The sequence below is a fragment of the Bacteroidales bacterium genome (assembly GCA_035647615.1).
Taxonomy (GTDB): Bacteria; Bacteroidota; Bacteroidia; order Bacteroidales; family 4484-276; genus SABY01.
In genome coordinates, this window is the sequence record DASRND010000005.1 from 80,910 (window position 1) to 98,252 (window position 17,343).

Annotated in this window: 10 protein-coding genes; 9 read left to right on the forward strand and 1 reads right to left on the reverse strand. The window is 46.2% G+C overall.

Annotated elements, in window-relative coordinates; genetic code table 11:
- Positions 1-478 precede the first annotated feature (478 nt).
- The gene (locus VFC92_02480; protein HZK07043.1) at positions 479-2,596 is read right to left on the reverse strand and encodes a M3 family metallopeptidase; all 2,118 of its coding nucleotides are present in this window, start codon (positions 2,594-2,596) and stop codon (positions 479-481) included.
- A gap of 531 nt (positions 2,597-3,127) precedes the next feature.
- Between VFC92_02480 and VFC92_02485 the strand changes: the two genes are divergently transcribed.
- The 9 genes from VFC92_02485 to VFC92_02525 all read left to right on the forward strand — a co-directional run bounded on the left by VFC92_02485 (position 3,128) and on the right by VFC92_02525 (position 17,329).
- On the forward strand, positions 3,128-6,772 hold the full coding sequence (locus VFC92_02485; GenBank protein HZK07044.1) for a FlgD immunoglobulin-like domain containing protein: 3,645 nt from the start codon (positions 3,128-3,130) through the stop codon (positions 6,770-6,772).
- 69 nt (positions 6,773-6,841) lie between these two features.
- The gene (locus VFC92_02490) at positions 6,842-9,277 is read left to right on the forward strand and encodes a choice-of-anchor Q domain-containing protein (protein ID HZK07045.1); all 2,436 of its coding nucleotides are present in this window, start codon (positions 6,842-6,844) and stop codon (positions 9,275-9,277) included.
- Positions 9,278-9,364: 87 nt separating this feature from the next.
- On the forward strand, positions 9,365-9,640 hold the full coding sequence (locus VFC92_02495; protein HZK07046.1) for a hypothetical protein: 276 nt from the start codon (positions 9,365-9,367) through the stop codon (positions 9,638-9,640).
- Complete coding sequence (locus VFC92_02500) at positions 9,618-11,075, forward strand: oligosaccharide flippase family protein (protein ID HZK07047.1); 1,458 nt, start codon at positions 9,618-9,620, stop codon at positions 11,073-11,075. The genes VFC92_02495 and VFC92_02500 overlap by 23 nt, the downstream gene beginning before the upstream one ends.
- A gap of 87 nt (positions 11,076-11,162) precedes the next feature.
- Positions 11,163-13,412 (forward strand): hypothetical protein, encoded by a 2,250-nt coding sequence (locus tag VFC92_02505; protein ID HZK07048.1) that lies wholly within the window; start codon positions 11,163-11,165, stop codon positions 13,410-13,412.
- Between the two features lie 33 nt (positions 13,413-13,445).
- Positions 13,446-14,876 (forward strand): O-antigen ligase family protein, encoded by a 1,431-nt coding sequence (locus VFC92_02510; GenBank protein HZK07049.1) that lies wholly within the window; start codon positions 13,446-13,448, stop codon positions 14,874-14,876.
- Positions 14,877-14,974: 98 nt separating this feature from the next.
- Complete coding sequence (locus tag VFC92_02515; protein HZK07050.1) at positions 14,975-16,099, forward strand: hypothetical protein; 1,125 nt, start codon at positions 14,975-14,977, stop codon at positions 16,097-16,099.
- A gap of 134 nt (positions 16,100-16,233) precedes the next feature.
- Positions 16,234-16,626: a hypothetical protein gene (locus VFC92_02520; protein ID HZK07051.1), complete on the forward strand. Its 393-nt coding sequence runs from the start codon at positions 16,234-16,236 to the stop codon at positions 16,624-16,626.
- Positions 16,627-16,678: 52 nt separating this feature from the next.
- Positions 16,679-17,329, forward strand: coding sequence for a porin family protein (locus VFC92_02525; protein ID HZK07052.1), 651 nt, complete (start codon positions 16,679-16,681; stop codon positions 17,327-17,329).
- The last annotated feature ends 14 nt before the right edge of the window (positions 17,330-17,343 follow it).

Genomic DNA, 17,343 nt, shown 5'->3' on the forward strand with positions numbered 1-17,343 from the left:
GCGGCACCTCATTTTAAAACGGGAAATTTATTTCGGTGAAATTCCTGGATATTCATTTTTTATTTTTGAAATTCTCCGAAGGCTATATTTTAATTTGTCTCTGCCTTAATACCATACTGCCGCCTCTACGAGGCTCCTATTCGAATTTGATCATGGCATTCTACCATACTGCCGCCTCTGCGAGGCTCCTATTCGAATTTGATCGTGGCATTCTACCATACTTTCGATTCTGCGAGGCTTATCGTCGCGGAAATTATAATAATTCAAAATGTGATTTATCCTTTACGTGTAAAACCTCTGCGAGGCATTAGTGGTTGGAGGATTACTTTTGTGCTACAAAACTAAATCGCCTATCGTGAATTCCCCGGCAGGTGGCGGGGATTTACAATTTTTAGCCGGACAACAATGAGTCATTAACAAAAAAAAAGCCCCCGTCTCCGGAGGCTTTATATTTATCGTCATTATCTTCATAACTAAACTATATCAAACCTTTGCGCTTGAGCATTGGTTCTTTTTGTGGCGCCTTGCCACGGAAGTTCTGGTATAAAGTCATCGGGTCGTCGGTGCCGCCTTTTTCGAGTACGTTGTGGCGGAATGCTGCTGCGGTCTCGGCATCGAAGAGTGAGGTTTCTTTAAAAGCTTCAAAGGCGTCGGCATCCAGAACTTCGGCCCAGAGATAGCCGTAATAACCTGCGGAGTAGCCGCCGGCAAACACGTGTGCAAAATATGGCGAACGATAGCGAACCACAATTTGTTTGGGCATATTTATCTTTTGCATGGCAGCGTTTTCGAAAGCAATAGCATCCTGTTCGTCGGTGGTTTCGAGTGTATGCCAGTTGAGGTCGAGGTAACAGGCAGCGAGATATTCCGTGGTAGTAAAGCCCTGGTTGAATTTACCTGCATTTTGAATCTTTGCGATAAGCGCGTCGGGAATCACTTCGCCGGTTTCGTAATGATGGGCATAACTTTTCATCACTTCGGGTTCGGCAGCCCAGTTTTCCATCACCTGCGAAGGGAGCTCCACAAAGTCGCGTGGCACCGACGTCCCCGAAAGGGTAATATAATTGCAATCGCTCAAAAGTCCGTGCAGTGCGTGGCCAAACTCATGAAACATCGTTGTGACTTCGTCGAAGCTCAGCAGTGCGGGTTTGCCGCCGGTAGGCTTGGAAAAGTTCATTACCATCGAGATAACCGGGGTTACGTTTTCGCCATCGGTTTTGTACTGTTTGCGATAGGAGGTCATCCAGGCACCGCCGCCTTTGGAGGCACGCGGATAAAAATCCATGTACAACAAACCCACCGGCTCACCATTGGCTTCGTTAACGGCATAGGTCTGCACGTCGGGATGATAAACGGGAATGCCTTCCACTTTTTCAAATTTTATACCATAGAGATTTCCGGCTACTTCAAACATGCCGTTGCGCACGTTGGTAAGCTCAAAATAAGGGCGCAGTTGCTCTTCGTCGAGATCATATTTCTGCATCTTCAGTTTCTCAGCATAATACCACCAATCCCACGGTTGCAGCTCAAAACTGTTGCCTTCGGCATCGATCATCTTCTGCAGCTCAACGGCTTCTTTTTGCGCCATGGTGCGGGCAGGCACCAGCACCTCATCCAGCAACGCATATACCTGGTCGGGGGTGTGGGCCATATTTTCCTCGAGCACATAATGGGCGTGGGTAGGATAGCCCAGCAAATTGGCGCGTTCTACACGTAGGGAAGCCTGACGGGTCAGGATTTTCTTGTTGTCGTAATTGTTGTTGTTGTCGCCACGGTTGATGTAAGCTTCAAACATCTTTTGGCGCAGGTCGCGGTTGTCGGCATATTGTAGCAAAGGTATCAGGCTGGGCTTATGGACGTTAAAAAGCCATTTGCCGGATTGTCCTGCTTCGGCAGCAGCTTCGGCGGCGGCATTTTTTACATTTTCGGGAAGCCCGGCGAGGTCTGCTTCATTCGTTACGAAATGTTGAAATCCATTGGTTTCGGCCAGCAGGTTTTCGTCGAATTGCAGCGAGAGCAGCGAAAGCTCCTCATTGATTTTGCGAAGACGATCTTTTTGGGTATCGTCGAGGGCTGCGCCATTGCGGCTGAAACGCTTGTAGGTTTTATCCAGCAGCGTCTTTTGTTCTGTCGTCAGGTCGAGGTCATCGCGGTTAGCATAAACGGCAGCCACACGGTCGAACAACTCCTGGTTGAGCATGATGTCGTCGTAGTTTTTGGAAGTGAGCGGCGCAGCTTCTTTGGCGAGTTGTTGCAGCTCTTCGCTGGTGTTGGCCGACTGCAGGTTTCCAAAGACGGTAGTTACCTGGCGCAGCAGCATGCCACTGGCATCGAGCGCTTCGATGGTGTTGTGAAAATCGGCAGGTTCGGCATTGTCAACGATAGCGGCAATTTCAGCTTGTTGTTCTTCTACACCTTTTTGAATAGCCGGCAGAAAATGATCGTTGTTGATGCGATCGAACGGTGGCACATCGTAAGGCGTGTTGTAGGCAGTGAGAAAAGGATTCATGTCGGTGTCAGTTTTTTGGTTGGCGCTGTTGCAGGCGGCAAGAACGATTGTTGCGGCAGCCACAGCCATAAAAAGCATTCGTTTCATCGGTTTTGATTTTTGATAGTGATTAAAATGATAATTACAATGCAACAAAGGTAAATTTATTTTGTCGGAGCTACCTTGCGTTATCTTGCAAAGAGGAGGCGTGGCGCATAGAGCATGGCGCATGGCGCTGGGCGCAAGAAACCAACCGCAAAGGCGCAGAGACGGAGAGACGGGGAGGCGGAGGGACGGAGAGGAAAGTCGTAAAGAAAACTATTTTTACTAATCTCTGCGGCTCCGCGTCTCAGCGGTGAAATATTAATGAACCATTTGTATTTTCCTGTTTGATATTTTTTAACTTTGTGGGCTCAAGCTTAAAAATGAAGGCGATGAAATTAGTTTGTACAATTCTTCCGGTCTTTGATTTCTCGACAAGAGAGAGAGAGAGAGAGTTGTGAAATCGCAATTGAATACTTTATTGCGTATATCTGCAAAATTCCAATCCGGCCTCCATAGCTCTTCCGGAAATTCAGAACACTAAATTTTGTATTTCTATTCTATCCAAAAATTTATTCAACATTAAAATCTTTAATCATGAAACATATTCACTCTCTTCTGTTCATTATGCTGATGTGCTGCGGATGGCTGCCGCTTTCATCGCAGACATGCAGCCTGGTTAGCCGCAGCGACACCCTGGCGGGCGGTGATGTGATACTGACCATCACCGACCTGGGTGGCACCATCATCGACAAAGGCCTGGCCAGGCCGGGATTCGGTTTTGCTAATGACACCGTGCAGATCAACTGCACCCATGCTTCACCCCCCGACAACACGGTGGATGTTTTTGCCGACCTGATAGAACTGCCCGGCACCGATGGCGGTTTCCTGCCGCAGGATGTGCTTTACAACCCACACAACGGGAAATATTACATCTACGGTTTCCGAAAAGTGATGGTGTGCAATGCTGATTTGCAGCCTGAGCAAACCATCGACATTTGTGATGTGGACAACTTCCTGGCTTTTTATTCTGACTACCAGCAGCCGATGATTGCTGTAAACAGCAGCACCAACGAAGTATATTGCCTCACCATGCTTGGCGAGTTGCTGGCGCTGGATGCCTTCCACAACAAGACGCAACTGGTGCCACCGCTACAAAGTGGCGTGGTGCAGCGCGCCTCGCTAATGTATTGCAGCGCCGATGCTTCGATACTTTATTTTATGGTGGTGATTGGTCCGGATGGAACTATCAAAACGGTGCTGAACAAGTATAGCTTAACCGATGGTGCGCAAAATTCTGCGATAACCAATGATGTTGTGGCCTACGATATGACATTGCTCCCTATGTTTATTGGTTACAAAATATCTGTAGCTACCAACCACGGCATCAGGATGTACAACCATAATCTCTCCGGGTTAACTGTTGTGGCGCCTGAGAAAAGCTTCGACCATCTTGCTGCCATGAACCAGCACCTCTTTGCCCACGAAAAAGATACCGACAAACTTGACGTTTACAATGCCGGAGGTGTTGTTCTGTATGAGATTGAAAACACCTTTAGCCAAATACGTTTTATGCTTGCCGATGCTGGCCACAACCGGCTCTACACTGCCGGTTACAACCCGACAGGTTCGGGCGTGAATATCATAGGGAAACCCTTGGGCAACTACAGCTTGCTATCGACCATTGCGGCTGACAATCCGTATGGCCTGGCGCAAAACCCGACGCAGGTATTGGCCAGCGGTGCAACGGATGTTTTGTACATCGACAAGAACACGCTGAGCTACACTACGCAGGTGTCGGCGCTGATGGGGCAAATGTACAGGATTGTTGCCAACACCGCCGTGGGCAATGCCTGCGTCGTTCAGCCTATCAACGGCAACGCGCTTACTTTTGCGCCGGCGCAGGATAAGGTGATCGATATTGGCGGGCAGGTGTCGGCTACCTGCCGCAAGGGCGACAAAATATACGTGGCTGTACACAAATACAACCAGCGGGGCTACATCCTGGAGCTGAATGCCTCGTCGGCAAAGGTGATACGCAAGATACAGCCGGCATTCGATTTTAATCCGGTTGACATATTTTGCAGCGACAGCTCTGAGATAGACAACCCCAACGTTTATGTGGCGTATGTGGATATGGACGATCCTGATGCTATGCTGAAGATGATGTATTTTGATGTAGATCACTACACCATTACCAACACCACGGTAGCTTTAGTTGGCAGTAAGTTGGATCATCTGATAACACCTAATCAAACCATTGTGCTGGGTTGCCTCACCGGAACCTGTGCACAGGACGTATTTTATTTCTATGATTATAGTCTGAACCTCAAAGCCTCACCTTACCTCTTCGACGGGTGCATCCATGATTTTATTTATATGAGCAAAGGCAACACGCACTATATTGCTCAGGTGGACTATTGCGGCAGTAAAATCAGGTTTTTCAGCGACCAGGGCGCAACCTGTACGTTGGTCAATACCACGACTCTTACCCATGCACAAGCAGCAGCTTACAATGCATCCTCTCAATTATTGTATTGTGTAAATGCCAATGCAATCGGAACGATCGATCCGTGGAATGGGTTTACCTTGCAGACGAAGTCTTTCAATTTTCCTGAAACGGTGCATAGTATGTTTTACAACCCAAACGATCATTTTGTGTATGGCATCACGACCAACCTGCTGATGCGTTTTGCGGGAATCAACGTGGAACCGGTTGTTTATAATCTCCCGCAGCTGTTTACGGCCAGCACGCAGCTTGATGATATGGTGATGGATATTGACAACAACAGGTTTTTTTTAGTCTCAACGGGTTCCGGTGATCCCTGGGTTACGACCCACGTTATGATGTTTGACTTTATGAACGATCCGGAGGTAATTGCTACAGGTTCTTATTTTAAAGAGCACTCTTTCAATGCTATGTTTAAGACATACCAGGGCAAAGGGCAACGCCTGAGTTTTTATCCCGGTAAGGAGAATTTGTTTTGTGCCGGCTTTATAACCAGCAACGCCTTGTTTGCTACTACCCACGCCGAAACGCGTACCCTCACCGGAAACTGGAACTGGATTTCTTTTCCGTGCATGCCCCGTTTGGGCAACGATCCGTATAGCTCGCAGGCACTGTTGGAAAATCTCGACCCATTCCCTGATTATTTTAAGCTAATTACAAGTGTGATCGGGGAAAATTATTCATTGACTTATGTATTTCAAAATTGGAATGTTGACGAATTGCCGACGCTAATAAGTACCCAAGGTTATAAATACTTTAGCAGCTCATCGGTTGTCCAGAATCTGCCGGTCCACGGCACGGTGCTCGATCCCAACACGCCCATCCCGCTCAACGCCGCTTACGAAAACTGGATTGGTTACTTCCTGGAATATCCGCTTGATCCGCAGGATGCCTTTGCAGGGGTGTGGAACAAGCTAACGCGCATCTCTACCGAGCACTGGACTTTGATACTAAAAGATGGTGTTATCGTGCAGGGTCCAAGTCTGGATTCGCCGATCCGTTACGGAGATGGTGTGATCGTAACCGTAAAAGAGAACTGCACGCTGGTATGGAACAACGATGCCAGCCCGGGTACTCCTGTAGATCATCCCGCCACCGACTATTACACCTACACCAAAAAAGCAGATTATGTTCCCTTTTATTTTGAAATGGACAGCACCGACGGCATTCAGGAGATAGCCCTGATGGTTGCCGACAGTTGCGTAGGCGCTGCCGTGGTGAGGCCCGGCGACAGCATTACCGAGGTAAACGCGTATTTGGCAGGCATGCCTTCAGGTGAACCCATCACAGTGGAAACCTGGAGCGGCTTTAAGTCGGCCAGGCTGGGCAGCAATGATTATTCGGTGGTGAACCGCATCACCGGTAAGCGCGTCAGCCGTACGATTTATACCGGCGAGCGGCAACCCTACTATGTCATCTCCTTTAAATCCGGCGAATCTGCACGCTGCAATGCGGCGGTGATGCTGCAACCGCCTTCGCCCAATCCTTTCAGCCATTCGGTGATGTGCAGCTTCGTGCTCAACGAGGCTTCCAACGTAACACTCTCTGTTTACGACATGCGCGGGCAGCGCGTAGCTACTCTGATGCAGGGGAGCTACAGCGAAGGCTTTTACGAAGCGGCCTGGAACGGCGGTAGCCCCGGCGGCAAAACCGCCCCCGATGGGATTTACCTCATCCGCCTTTCGGCAAACGACCAAATGATTGCAAATGAAAAAGTAGTGTTGATACGCTAAACATCCAAAAACCTTCTCCCGACCCGACTTCGGGAGAAGGTTTTTTTAAACAATTTAAAAACTAAAATCATGAGACAGAAATCCAAAATATCAACTTTTCTATATTCCTACTTACTACCTACTACTTACTACTTACTATTTTCAATTCTCTTCCTGCTTTCTTCCTCCCTCTCTGCCGCTGTGCTCACCGTAAAGCAGGATGGCACGGGTGATTATACAACTATTCAGCAGGCTATCGACGCTGCCGCTTTCAACGACACGGTGCTGGTTTGGCCGGGTACCTATTATGAAAATCTGCACATCAACGGCAAACCCCTCACCCTTGCCAGTTTGTACCTTACCACTGGCGACCGGCAGTACGTGGTTCAAACCATCATCGATGGCAGCAATGTACAAAAAGCGGTGATAGACATGAATTACCTGCCCGCAGGTACAAAAGGTATGATCTGTGGGCTAACCATTCAAAATGGCAATTCACGTGGAAATCCGGAGATTTATACTTTCGCCGGAGGGGGGATTGTTTTGTATCATGCAGATGCAACTGTATCCGACTGTGTCATCCAAAATAATCTGTCATGTACAGCAGGTGGAGGAATTGCCGTATGGTTTTCTAATCTTGATTTAATTTCGACCACGATAAAAAACAATACAGCTTATGAATATGGCGGAGGAGTATGGGCCGGTGGGGGCGATTACATCAACTTCGACACCATCGATTTAAACAATATTTATTGTAATCATTCCATCAAGGGCAATGATATCTGCAAGCACTTTGAAGTTGAGTGCAACTTTATCAAGCTGGACACATTTACGGTTGCGCAGGATCAGGGATATTGTATGTATAATTATCATACCAACAATGCGATTCCGGTATATGACTACGAATTGCAGGTAAATCATGCCATGATCAATCAGGTAGCCGCCGACGTTTACGTAAGCCCTGACGGCGACAATACCAATAGCGGACTTACACCGGAAGAGCCTCTAAAAAATATCTGGTATGCAATGACCAGGATACAGCCTGATACCAATAACCAGCGTACGATCCATGTGCTGCCCGGAACCTATAGCCCGTCGATTAATGACGAAATATTTCCTGTTAATGCGCGCAGCAACTCCGCCTTAATTGGAGTGGATAAAAACACCTGCGTACTTGATGCCGAAGAGACCTGGCTACATTACAGTGCACGAAGGATGACATATAATTTAGAAATTAAGAACCTGACCCTGCAAAACGGCAGTGCCCTGATTAACGAAAACTATGCCCGTTGTGGTTCAGTACAAATAAATGATGCGGTTTATAATTTTTTGATGGAGAATATTGTAGTAAAAAATTGTTTGGGATTAGACAGGAGCGGCGCTCTTTTGCATACTTACGATAAAATCAGATTGAGAAATGTTGATTTTATTAATAATACAGGAGGGAGGGGGGTGACCTCTTTCTACATAGAAAAGCAAGTCACAAATGATGCTATTAGTATGCAAAATTGTATTGCTGCCTACAACAGACCTTATTTGGATATGTATGGTAGCGGGGGTGGTATTGGTATTACCAACAGTTATACTCAATTGAGACCACTAATTACAAGCAATGCAGGCTTGTTGGTTGCGCATAATTATTGTCGCGATTGGTGGGGTGGCGCCGAGTTTTTGAGTTCAATTACTGTCGGTGCAAGAGAAAGCAGGCTTTCCAATATCACCGTGGCGCACAACGAAAACGAGAACCATCTGCCGGGAGCTTATGCTACCTGGAACAACATGACCAGCTATGTGTATAATTCTGTTTTTTATGGCAACGAGCATCCCTCTATCGTTCTGGGGGTAGAGCCACCACTGCAGACGCCCGGCGTGCTTTATCTGGATTACTCCCTCATCGAGCTGGGTCTCGACGACATCTGGAATCGTCAGAATTACAACATCCTGCATTATGGCGCCAACAACATCGAAGGCAACCCGCTCTTTACCGGCACTGGAGAGCACCCTTACCAGTTGCAGCTCACCTCACCCTGTATAGATGCCGGCACGCCCATGTACCAGGAAGGCATGGAGCCGCCGTACATAAAAAACGAAAATGGGAAACATGTGCTTTACTTTCCTAACCACGACACGCTGCACCTTCCCGCCACCGACCTGGCCGGCAGGGCACGCATCCAGGGCGGAAGAATCGACATGGGCGCCTATGAGTTTGGCGACGTCACGCCGGGCATCTGGCAGGAGCGCCCCAAGTATCTTGGTTATCCTGTAAAAGCCATTCCCAATCCCATGCAGCAAAGTACCTCGATAGAGTTTACACTGTTGGCCGAAGGTCACCTGCGCCTACTTGTACATAGCCTCGAAGGCCACCTGATAAACACGCTGATAGATGCCCAAACCACAGCCGGAAACTTCCGCGTGCGCTGGCATGCCGACGATAGCCAACAACGCAAGCTGCCCAAAGGCTACTACCTGGTGAGTGTAGTGCTCAACGGGCAGGTGCTCGACACAGTGAAGGTGCAGAAGATGTGAGGCAGGGCGCGGGGGGCGGAGCGCATGGTGCGTGGAGCATGGCGCATGGCGCGTGGCGCATGGCGCATAGAGCATAGAGCATAGAGCATGGCGCAAGGAACCAACCGCGGAGGCGGAGAGACGGAGAGGCGCAGAGGAAAGCAAGAAAAAATTGTTTTTGTTAATCTTTGCGCCTCCGCGTCTCAGCGGTGTAATAATGAAAAACCAGGCCTGAGGGACGGGTTTGTTTTTGTAGTTTTGCCGGCTTTTGTTGGACGGGCTGTTACGCAACCTTTCGGCGTAAATGGCCGTCTATTACAAGCGTTCACTAAAACAATGATACCGAAGGGCCGGCTTGCTGATGAAAAAGAAGTTTCTCTCTAACCTTATTCTGTTGATGGTGCTCAATCTGATGGTGAAGCCATTCTGGTTGCTGGGCATCGACCGTACGGTACAAAACGTTGTGGGTGCAGAGGATTACGGCTTTTACTACGTCATCTTCAACTTCTCCTTCCTTTTCAATATTCTGCTCGATTTCGGCATTACCAACTACAACAACCGAAACATAGCGCAGCACAACCAGTTGCTGAACAAGCATTTTTCAGGTATCGTCATCATCAAACTGCTGCTGGCGGTGGTGTACGCGGTGGTAACTTTTTCGGTGGCCTTTCTCATCGGGTTTAATTCGCATCAGTTGGCGATTCTCGGGGTGCTGTGTTTCAATCAGTTTTTGCTGTCGTTTATTCTCTATCTGCGCAGCAACATCTCGGGGTTGCTCATGTTTCGTACCGACAGCTTTCTTTCGATCCTCGATCGTGTGCTAATGATCATCATCTGTGGCGCGCTGCTTTGGGGGCACATCACCACGGAGCCATTCCGCATCGAGTGGTTTGTGTATGCACAAACGGTTTCGTATGTATTTACTGCGATTTTCGCATTAGTGATTGTAGTACGAAAGGCGGCCTTCCGACACTTGAGCTGGAACTTAGCCTTTTTCGTTATTATCATCAAAAAAAGCCTTCCGTTTGCTTTGCTGGTGATGCTGATGGCTTTTTACAACCGCATCGATCCGGTGATGATAGAGCGGCTGCTTCCAAAAGCTATCGGGGAAGAGCAGGTGGGCATCTATGCTTCGGCTTACCGTCTGCTGGATGCAGGCAATATGATCGCATTTTTGTTTGCCGGACTGCTGCTGCCGCTCTTTTCGCGCATGCTCAAATACAACGAGTCGGTGCTACAGATTGTTAAGCTGGCGTTTAGTTTGCTCATCGTGCTTTCCACAGTGGTTGCGTTTGCTTCCTACAGCTATGCCACAGAGCTGATGCAACTGATGTATCATGCGCATGTAGAAGAGTCGGCCAGGGTGTTCAGCATTTTAATGTTTGGATTTATAGCAATTTCATCCTCTTATGTTTTCGGCACTTTGCTCACGGCCAGCGGCAATTTGAAGCTCCTTAACATTATTGCAGCCAGCGGTATGGCCATCAACCTTACCATCAACTTTCTGTTGGTGCCACGTCTGCTGGCCGAAGGGTCGGCCTGGGCAAGTGTGATTACGCAATTTACCACTTCGATCCTGCAGATTTGGTTTGCTTCGCGTCTTTTCCGATGGAAACCTGACCGCAAATATTTGCTTAGCCTGGCAGCATTTGTAGCTGGGGTAGGAGCGCTTGCTTATTTTACACCCCATTTCTCGGATAGCTGGATGATAAACATTGTAAGCATGGGAATTGGCTCGGTGTTGCTGGCTGCATTGTTGAAATTGCTTGATATTAAAAACTTTATTTCAATACTAAAAAGCGACGAAGCTCATTATTAATAATATTAACAACTAATTGGCGGGGGCAAGTGGGAAAGGTTCAATTTAAAAAAACCTACTTTTGCACCCATTTTAATCTTAACATTTATGGCGGTCCGGAGATCTGATTATCCGATTTTTGATTCATCCAACATTTTGTTGTTTCTGCATAAGTGGCGCAAACCGCTGATGGTTGTTACAGCGATAGCGTTTTTAGGGTCTATTCTCTTCTCCTCACCATGGTTTATTACTCCCAAGTTTAAGTCGACGGTGATACTTTATCCGGCAGCAACCAATGCTATTTCCAAAGCTTTGCTTATCGAAAATACTGGCAGCGACAAGGATATCCTTGCTTTTGGCGAAGACGAGGAAACAGAACAGCTTTTGCAGATACTGCATTCCAACCGGATCCGAGACAAGATTATCGAACGCTACGATCTGATGCAACACTATCGCATCAGCCCCAAATCATCCTTCAGGCATACACGTCTTTATCAGAAATATGAAGATAATATTTCTTTTAAGCGTACCGAGTTTATGGCGGTCAAAATCACAGTTCTAGATACTGATCCGCAGATGGCTGCCGACATTGCCAACGATATTGCCGAGCTGCTCGACTCAACCAAGAACGACATGCAAAAGCAACGTGCACAGCGGGCTTTTGAGATTGTAAAAGAGCAGTACTTCAAGCAGCGCGATGAGGTGGCCGCCATGGAAGATTCGCTCTCGAAGCTGCGTAGTTTCGGTGTGCACGATTATGAGTCGCAGGCCGAGATGATCAACCAGCAACTGGCCATAGAGCTTGCCCACGACAATACCGCGGGAGTAAGGCGGCTGGAGCAAAAGCTCGAAGTGTTAGCACAATATGGCGGTCCATACGTGTCGATTCGGGATGCGCTCGAATACGAGAAGAAGCAGCTTAGTATGCTGCGCGCCAAATACGAAGAGGTCAAAACTGATGCACGAGAGGTGCTGCCGGTTAAATTTGTGGTAGACAGTGCTTACACAGCCGAGCGGAAATCCTACCCCATTCGTTGGCTTATCGTATTGGTGGCAACCATTTCGAGTTTTCTTTTTACGCTTATCCTGCTCTTGATTGTCGAAAATGTTACTACTTACTTTCCGGATGTTTTCAGCAGCCTGTCGGGTAATCAAATTGGCAGGAAGTCTTTAAACCGACCACCTGACAAAGACCCGCCGCCGCCCCGGCAAGAATCGCCGCCCCGGTATCAGCAGTGCGACGAGGCGGTAAGTCGGCCGGAGCGCTCGTCGCCAAAAAAAGAAGAAACGGCTGGCGATATCAAAAAAGAAAAAGAGGATGATGCCCCAAAAAGTTACCAACAAAAAAATGAACCTCATAATAATCAACAAACAGAAAAATACAACACGCAAATGAGCAAGTACTTCACAAACACTAATCTACTAAAACTGCTCTTCAAGTGGAAAATCCATCTAGCGATCCTTGTTCTGGCAGCAGTGGTTCTGGCAGCCTTTTTCTCCTCGCCGCTGTTCATCACGCCCATGTTCAAGTCGTTCGCGTTGATTTATCCTTCTAATATGGAGCCATATTCAGGAGAAAGCAGATCGGAACAGATGCTGGAGTTTTTGAAAAGTAAAGAGATACGCGACAAGATCATTCTTAAGTACAATCTCCCCCAACGTTACAAAATCGATAGTTCTTACAAGTATTTTCATTCGACAATTATTTACGAATACAGTAAGAACGTGATCATGAGCAAAACTCCTTTTGAGACTATAAAAATCGAGGTTTTTGATGCTGACCCTGTGGTGGCCTGCAACATGGTGAATGATATTATCAAGTTTTACGATGAGAAGGTGCTTGGTACCCACCATGAAAAGTACAAGGAGGTATTGACGTATTTTGGTGATCGACTGGATGCAAAGCAAGCAGAGATCGACTCTGTCGAAAATATCCTTCACGGAATCCGCACAGAATATGGCATTATCGATTATCCCAACCAGTCGCGTGAAGTAGCGCGCGGTTTCCTGCGTACCGTCGATGGCAACAACGCTGCCCAAAACATCAACACCCGCGAGGTACTTCAACTCAAGGAAAACATCGAAGAATACGGCGGCATCTACACCTACTACAACAATCGTTACTATGACCTTATCGCGGAATACGGCAAAGTGAAAATAGATTACGATGAGGCGCTGATGTTTACCAACCGTAATATCACTTATTCCAATGTAATTTCTGAGCCTTTTCCGGCTGATAAAAAGTCGCACCCTGTTCGTTGGGTTATTGTGCTGCTTGCGGCAGTAGGAGTCTTTATTTCCTCTTTCGTGGTGATACTCATGATGGAAAATATGGATTCGATACGACGCAATTTTTAAATCTTTTTTATTAAAAAAAAACTTCTCAGCTCCTTGACTGAAAAAGTAAAAACATATTGGGTCTACGGCATCAGCCTTTTGTTTATCGTGCTTAATGCGGTGCTCATAGTGCATGAGTTTTACTGGGCTTTGCTGGTACCACTGGTGGCTGTGTTGCTGCTGATGTATATTTTTTCGCTCGACAAGCTTTTGCTGTTCATCGTTTTTGCTACACCCTTGGCTATCAACATCGAAAGTATCGAAGCCAACCTTGGGATTTCGTTGCCCACAGAGCCATTGATGTTTGGCGTGCTCATTTTTTTTATTGTAAAGATTTTCGGAGGGTTCCCTTACGACCGCCGGGTGATGCGCCATCCGCTTACTCTGGCCATACTGCTCAATCTTGCCTGGATTCTCATCACCACTTTTACCAGTGAGCTGCCTGTAGTGAGCATTAAGTTTTTAATGGCGCGACTGTGGTTTGTCATTCCGTTCTATTTTGTTGCTGTTATTTTGTTTCGCAAATTTAGCAACACCAAACGTTTTATCTGGCTCTACGTAATTGGCTTGATGATCGTAATCGGCTACACCCTTGTCAGACATGCGCAATTCGGTTTTACTGAGGTTTCAGGACACTGGGTGATGACGCCATTTTACAACGACCACACCGCCTATGGAGCAGCTATTGCCATGTTTATTCCATTTATCTTTGGATTTATCTTTGACAAGTCGTATAGTTTTTCGGTGCGTGCCACCACGTTGATAGTGTTCCTGGTTTTGATGGCGGCCATCATACTTTCTTATAGCCGCGCTGCCTGGGTAAGCGTCATTGTAGCATTGATAGTCTATTTTATTGTTTTGCTAAAGATCAAGTTCAAATGGTTGCTTACCACTTTTGTTATTTTACTGGTAGCCTTCTTTAGTTTTCAGCATCAGATTCTTGAAGTGCTGGAACGCAATGAGCAGGACTCTTCCACCGACTTTGTGGAGCACGTGCAGTCCATCTATAATATTTCGTCGGATGCCTCCAACCTGGAACGCATCAACCGCTGGCAGGCCGGCTTACGAATGTTTCGGGAGCGTCCGTTTTTGGGATGGGGGCCAGGTACCTACCAGTTTTTATATGCGCCGTTTCAGCGCAGCAAAGAAAAAACCATCATCAGCACCAACGCCGGCGACCTGGGCAATGCCCACAGCGAATACATAGGGCCAATGGCCGAACAGGGGCTGCCGGGATTGCTCACGCTGTTGCTCGTTCTGGGTATCGGCATCTATACCGGCCTCAAGGTGTACCACCGTGCCACCAATCCGGAGGTAAGGCTGATGGCGCTGCTAAGTGTGCTGGCACTTATCGCCTATTTTGTGCACGGCTTCCTCAACAACTTCCTCGACACCGACAAAGCCTCGGTTCCCGTGTGGGGATTCTTTGCCATCATTCTGGCGCTCGATCTCTACCACACCGACGAGAAACGCGATGTGTATTAAAACTTTCTGCGGCGATTGTAGGTTTTTGGAACCAACTAAATTTTAAAAGCTATGATCGCAAAATTCCAAAAAATGACCCACCGCCTCCCCGTGAACTAATGGAGACAAGAATAGATGGTAAGCTGGTTAATAATATTCAAGAAACTATTGAACCAGAAAGGAAACTGAATCAAGAAAAGAATGATATTATAATTCATAAAAAGCTAATTGAAATGGACAAGCAAGAAGATTATCGATTGAACAATGACAAAAATAAGCAAATCGAGATGTTCTTTAAAAACTTCAATATTCTCAAAATAATTTTCAAATGGAAGTTTCATTTGGGAGCTATTGTTTTGATAACTATAATAATGGGAATGGTTTTCTCAGGGTCATTTTTTATCAAACCAAAATATAAATCTTTTGTATTGGTTTATCCTTCTAATATTTCCAAGTATTCGCTTGAAAGTGAAACCGAACAGATGCTTCAATGGTTCGAATCCAGGGATATTGCTGATAGCATGATCCAAAAGTTTGATTTGCCCCAACATTATGAAATTAAGAAAAGTGATAAAAATTACAATTCAAAAATTTATCATACATTTAACAAAAATGTCGTTGTTTCAAAAACAAAATTTGAATCAGTAAAAATTACCGTTAAAGATACTGACCCAAAAATTGCATGTGATATGGCTAATTCCATGATAGATTTTTATAATAAAAAGGTTAGAAATGCCCACAAGGAAAAGTATCAGGAAGTTTTAACAATTGAGAAAAGTAGACTGAATCAAAAACGAGTGCAATTGGATTCATTGATGAAAATAATTAATAATATTCGCACCAAATATGAACTGATTGATTATGGTATCCAAACCAATGAGGTTACTCGGGGATATCTTGGGACTTTTGATGGTTCAAGCATGGCGCAAATTAATCGTAAGGGGGTGGAACGATTAAAACATAATATAGAAACCAAAGGAGATTCTTTATTGCTACTCACCAATCAGCTTTCTGCTGTAATGGCATCATATAGCGACTATAAGATCTCTTATGAGGATGCAAAAAGAAATGTAAATAAAATTCAGACTTTTGCCAGTATTATAACCAGTCCATTTCCAGCCGATAAAAAAGCATACCCGAATCGTTTGGTCATTATTGTTCTAGCAGCATCAGCATCGCTCGTTTTATCATTTTTAATCATAATGATTATCGAGTTTGTTAGTTTAGGCTCACAAAATTTTTAATATGCTACGTTTTGTCCGATAAAGTAAAATTAAATTGGATCTACGGAATCAGTGCATTGTTTATTTTACTCAATGCAATACTGATCATTGAATAGTTTTCGTATAGTTTTTCGCTGCGTGCCACCACTTTTATAGTGTTCCTGGTTTTGGTGGCGGCCATCAAACTTTCTTATAGCCGCGCTGCCTGGGAAAAAACCATCATCAGCACCAACGCCGGCGACCTGGGCAATGCCCACAGCGAATACATAGGGCCAATGCCCGAACAGGGGCGGCCGGGATTACTCACGCTGTTGCTCGTTCTGGGTATCGGCATCTATACCGGCCTCAAGGTGTACCGCCGTGCCACCAATCCGGAGGTAAGGCTGATGGTGCTGCTTAGTGTGCTGGCCCTTATCGCCTATTTTGTGCACGGCTTCCTCAACAACTTCCTCGACACCGACAAAGCTTCGGTTCCCGTCTGGGGATTCTTTGCCATCATCCTGGCGCTCGATCTCTACCACACCGACGAGAAGCGCGAAGTGTATTAATACTTTCTGCAGCGACTATCCGTTATTAAAAAACAACTAAATTTTAAAAGCTATGATCGTAAAAATCAAAAAATTGTCGGTGCTCTGTTTGTTGTTGATTGCTATCAATAGCCAGGCACAGGAATTTAATTTTGGTGCTTCCGCAGGTGTGGATGTTTCCAATATTCGTCTTTCTAATTCGTGTACATATTATTTAGTACAATACGATCCGATGGTAGCTTTCAACCTGAATGCTTTTGCTGCCTACCGAAGTTCCAGCTTTTGGGGAATTACCGCCGAGCCGGGTTTTATTCGAAAAGGAGCGGTAATGTCTGTTGCCTACGATCCTGAAAAGTACAAATCCCAATTGCGTCTTAACTATATCCAGCTACCGCTGTTGGCCGATTTTTACATTACCAAAAAACTCTTCTTATCCGTAGGGCCCGAGTTTGCGTATTTAATGAGTGCAAAGGTTAACAATGACGGAAACAAAACGGATGTTTCTAATGGGTACAACCCGAAATTTGAAATCTCCGGCATGGCCGCCATCAACTACGCCATCTTTCCACGGGTAGATATTGCACTAAGATACAGCCACGGGTTCACAACAACCTCTGAAATATCCTTCACAGATATTCATGGGCAACCCTGTGGGGAAGCCAAAGAGAAAAACCAGTACCTGCAGTTGATGGTGCGCGCCAGAATATTTAATATTAAGAAGTAGCTGTTAGATTTCCA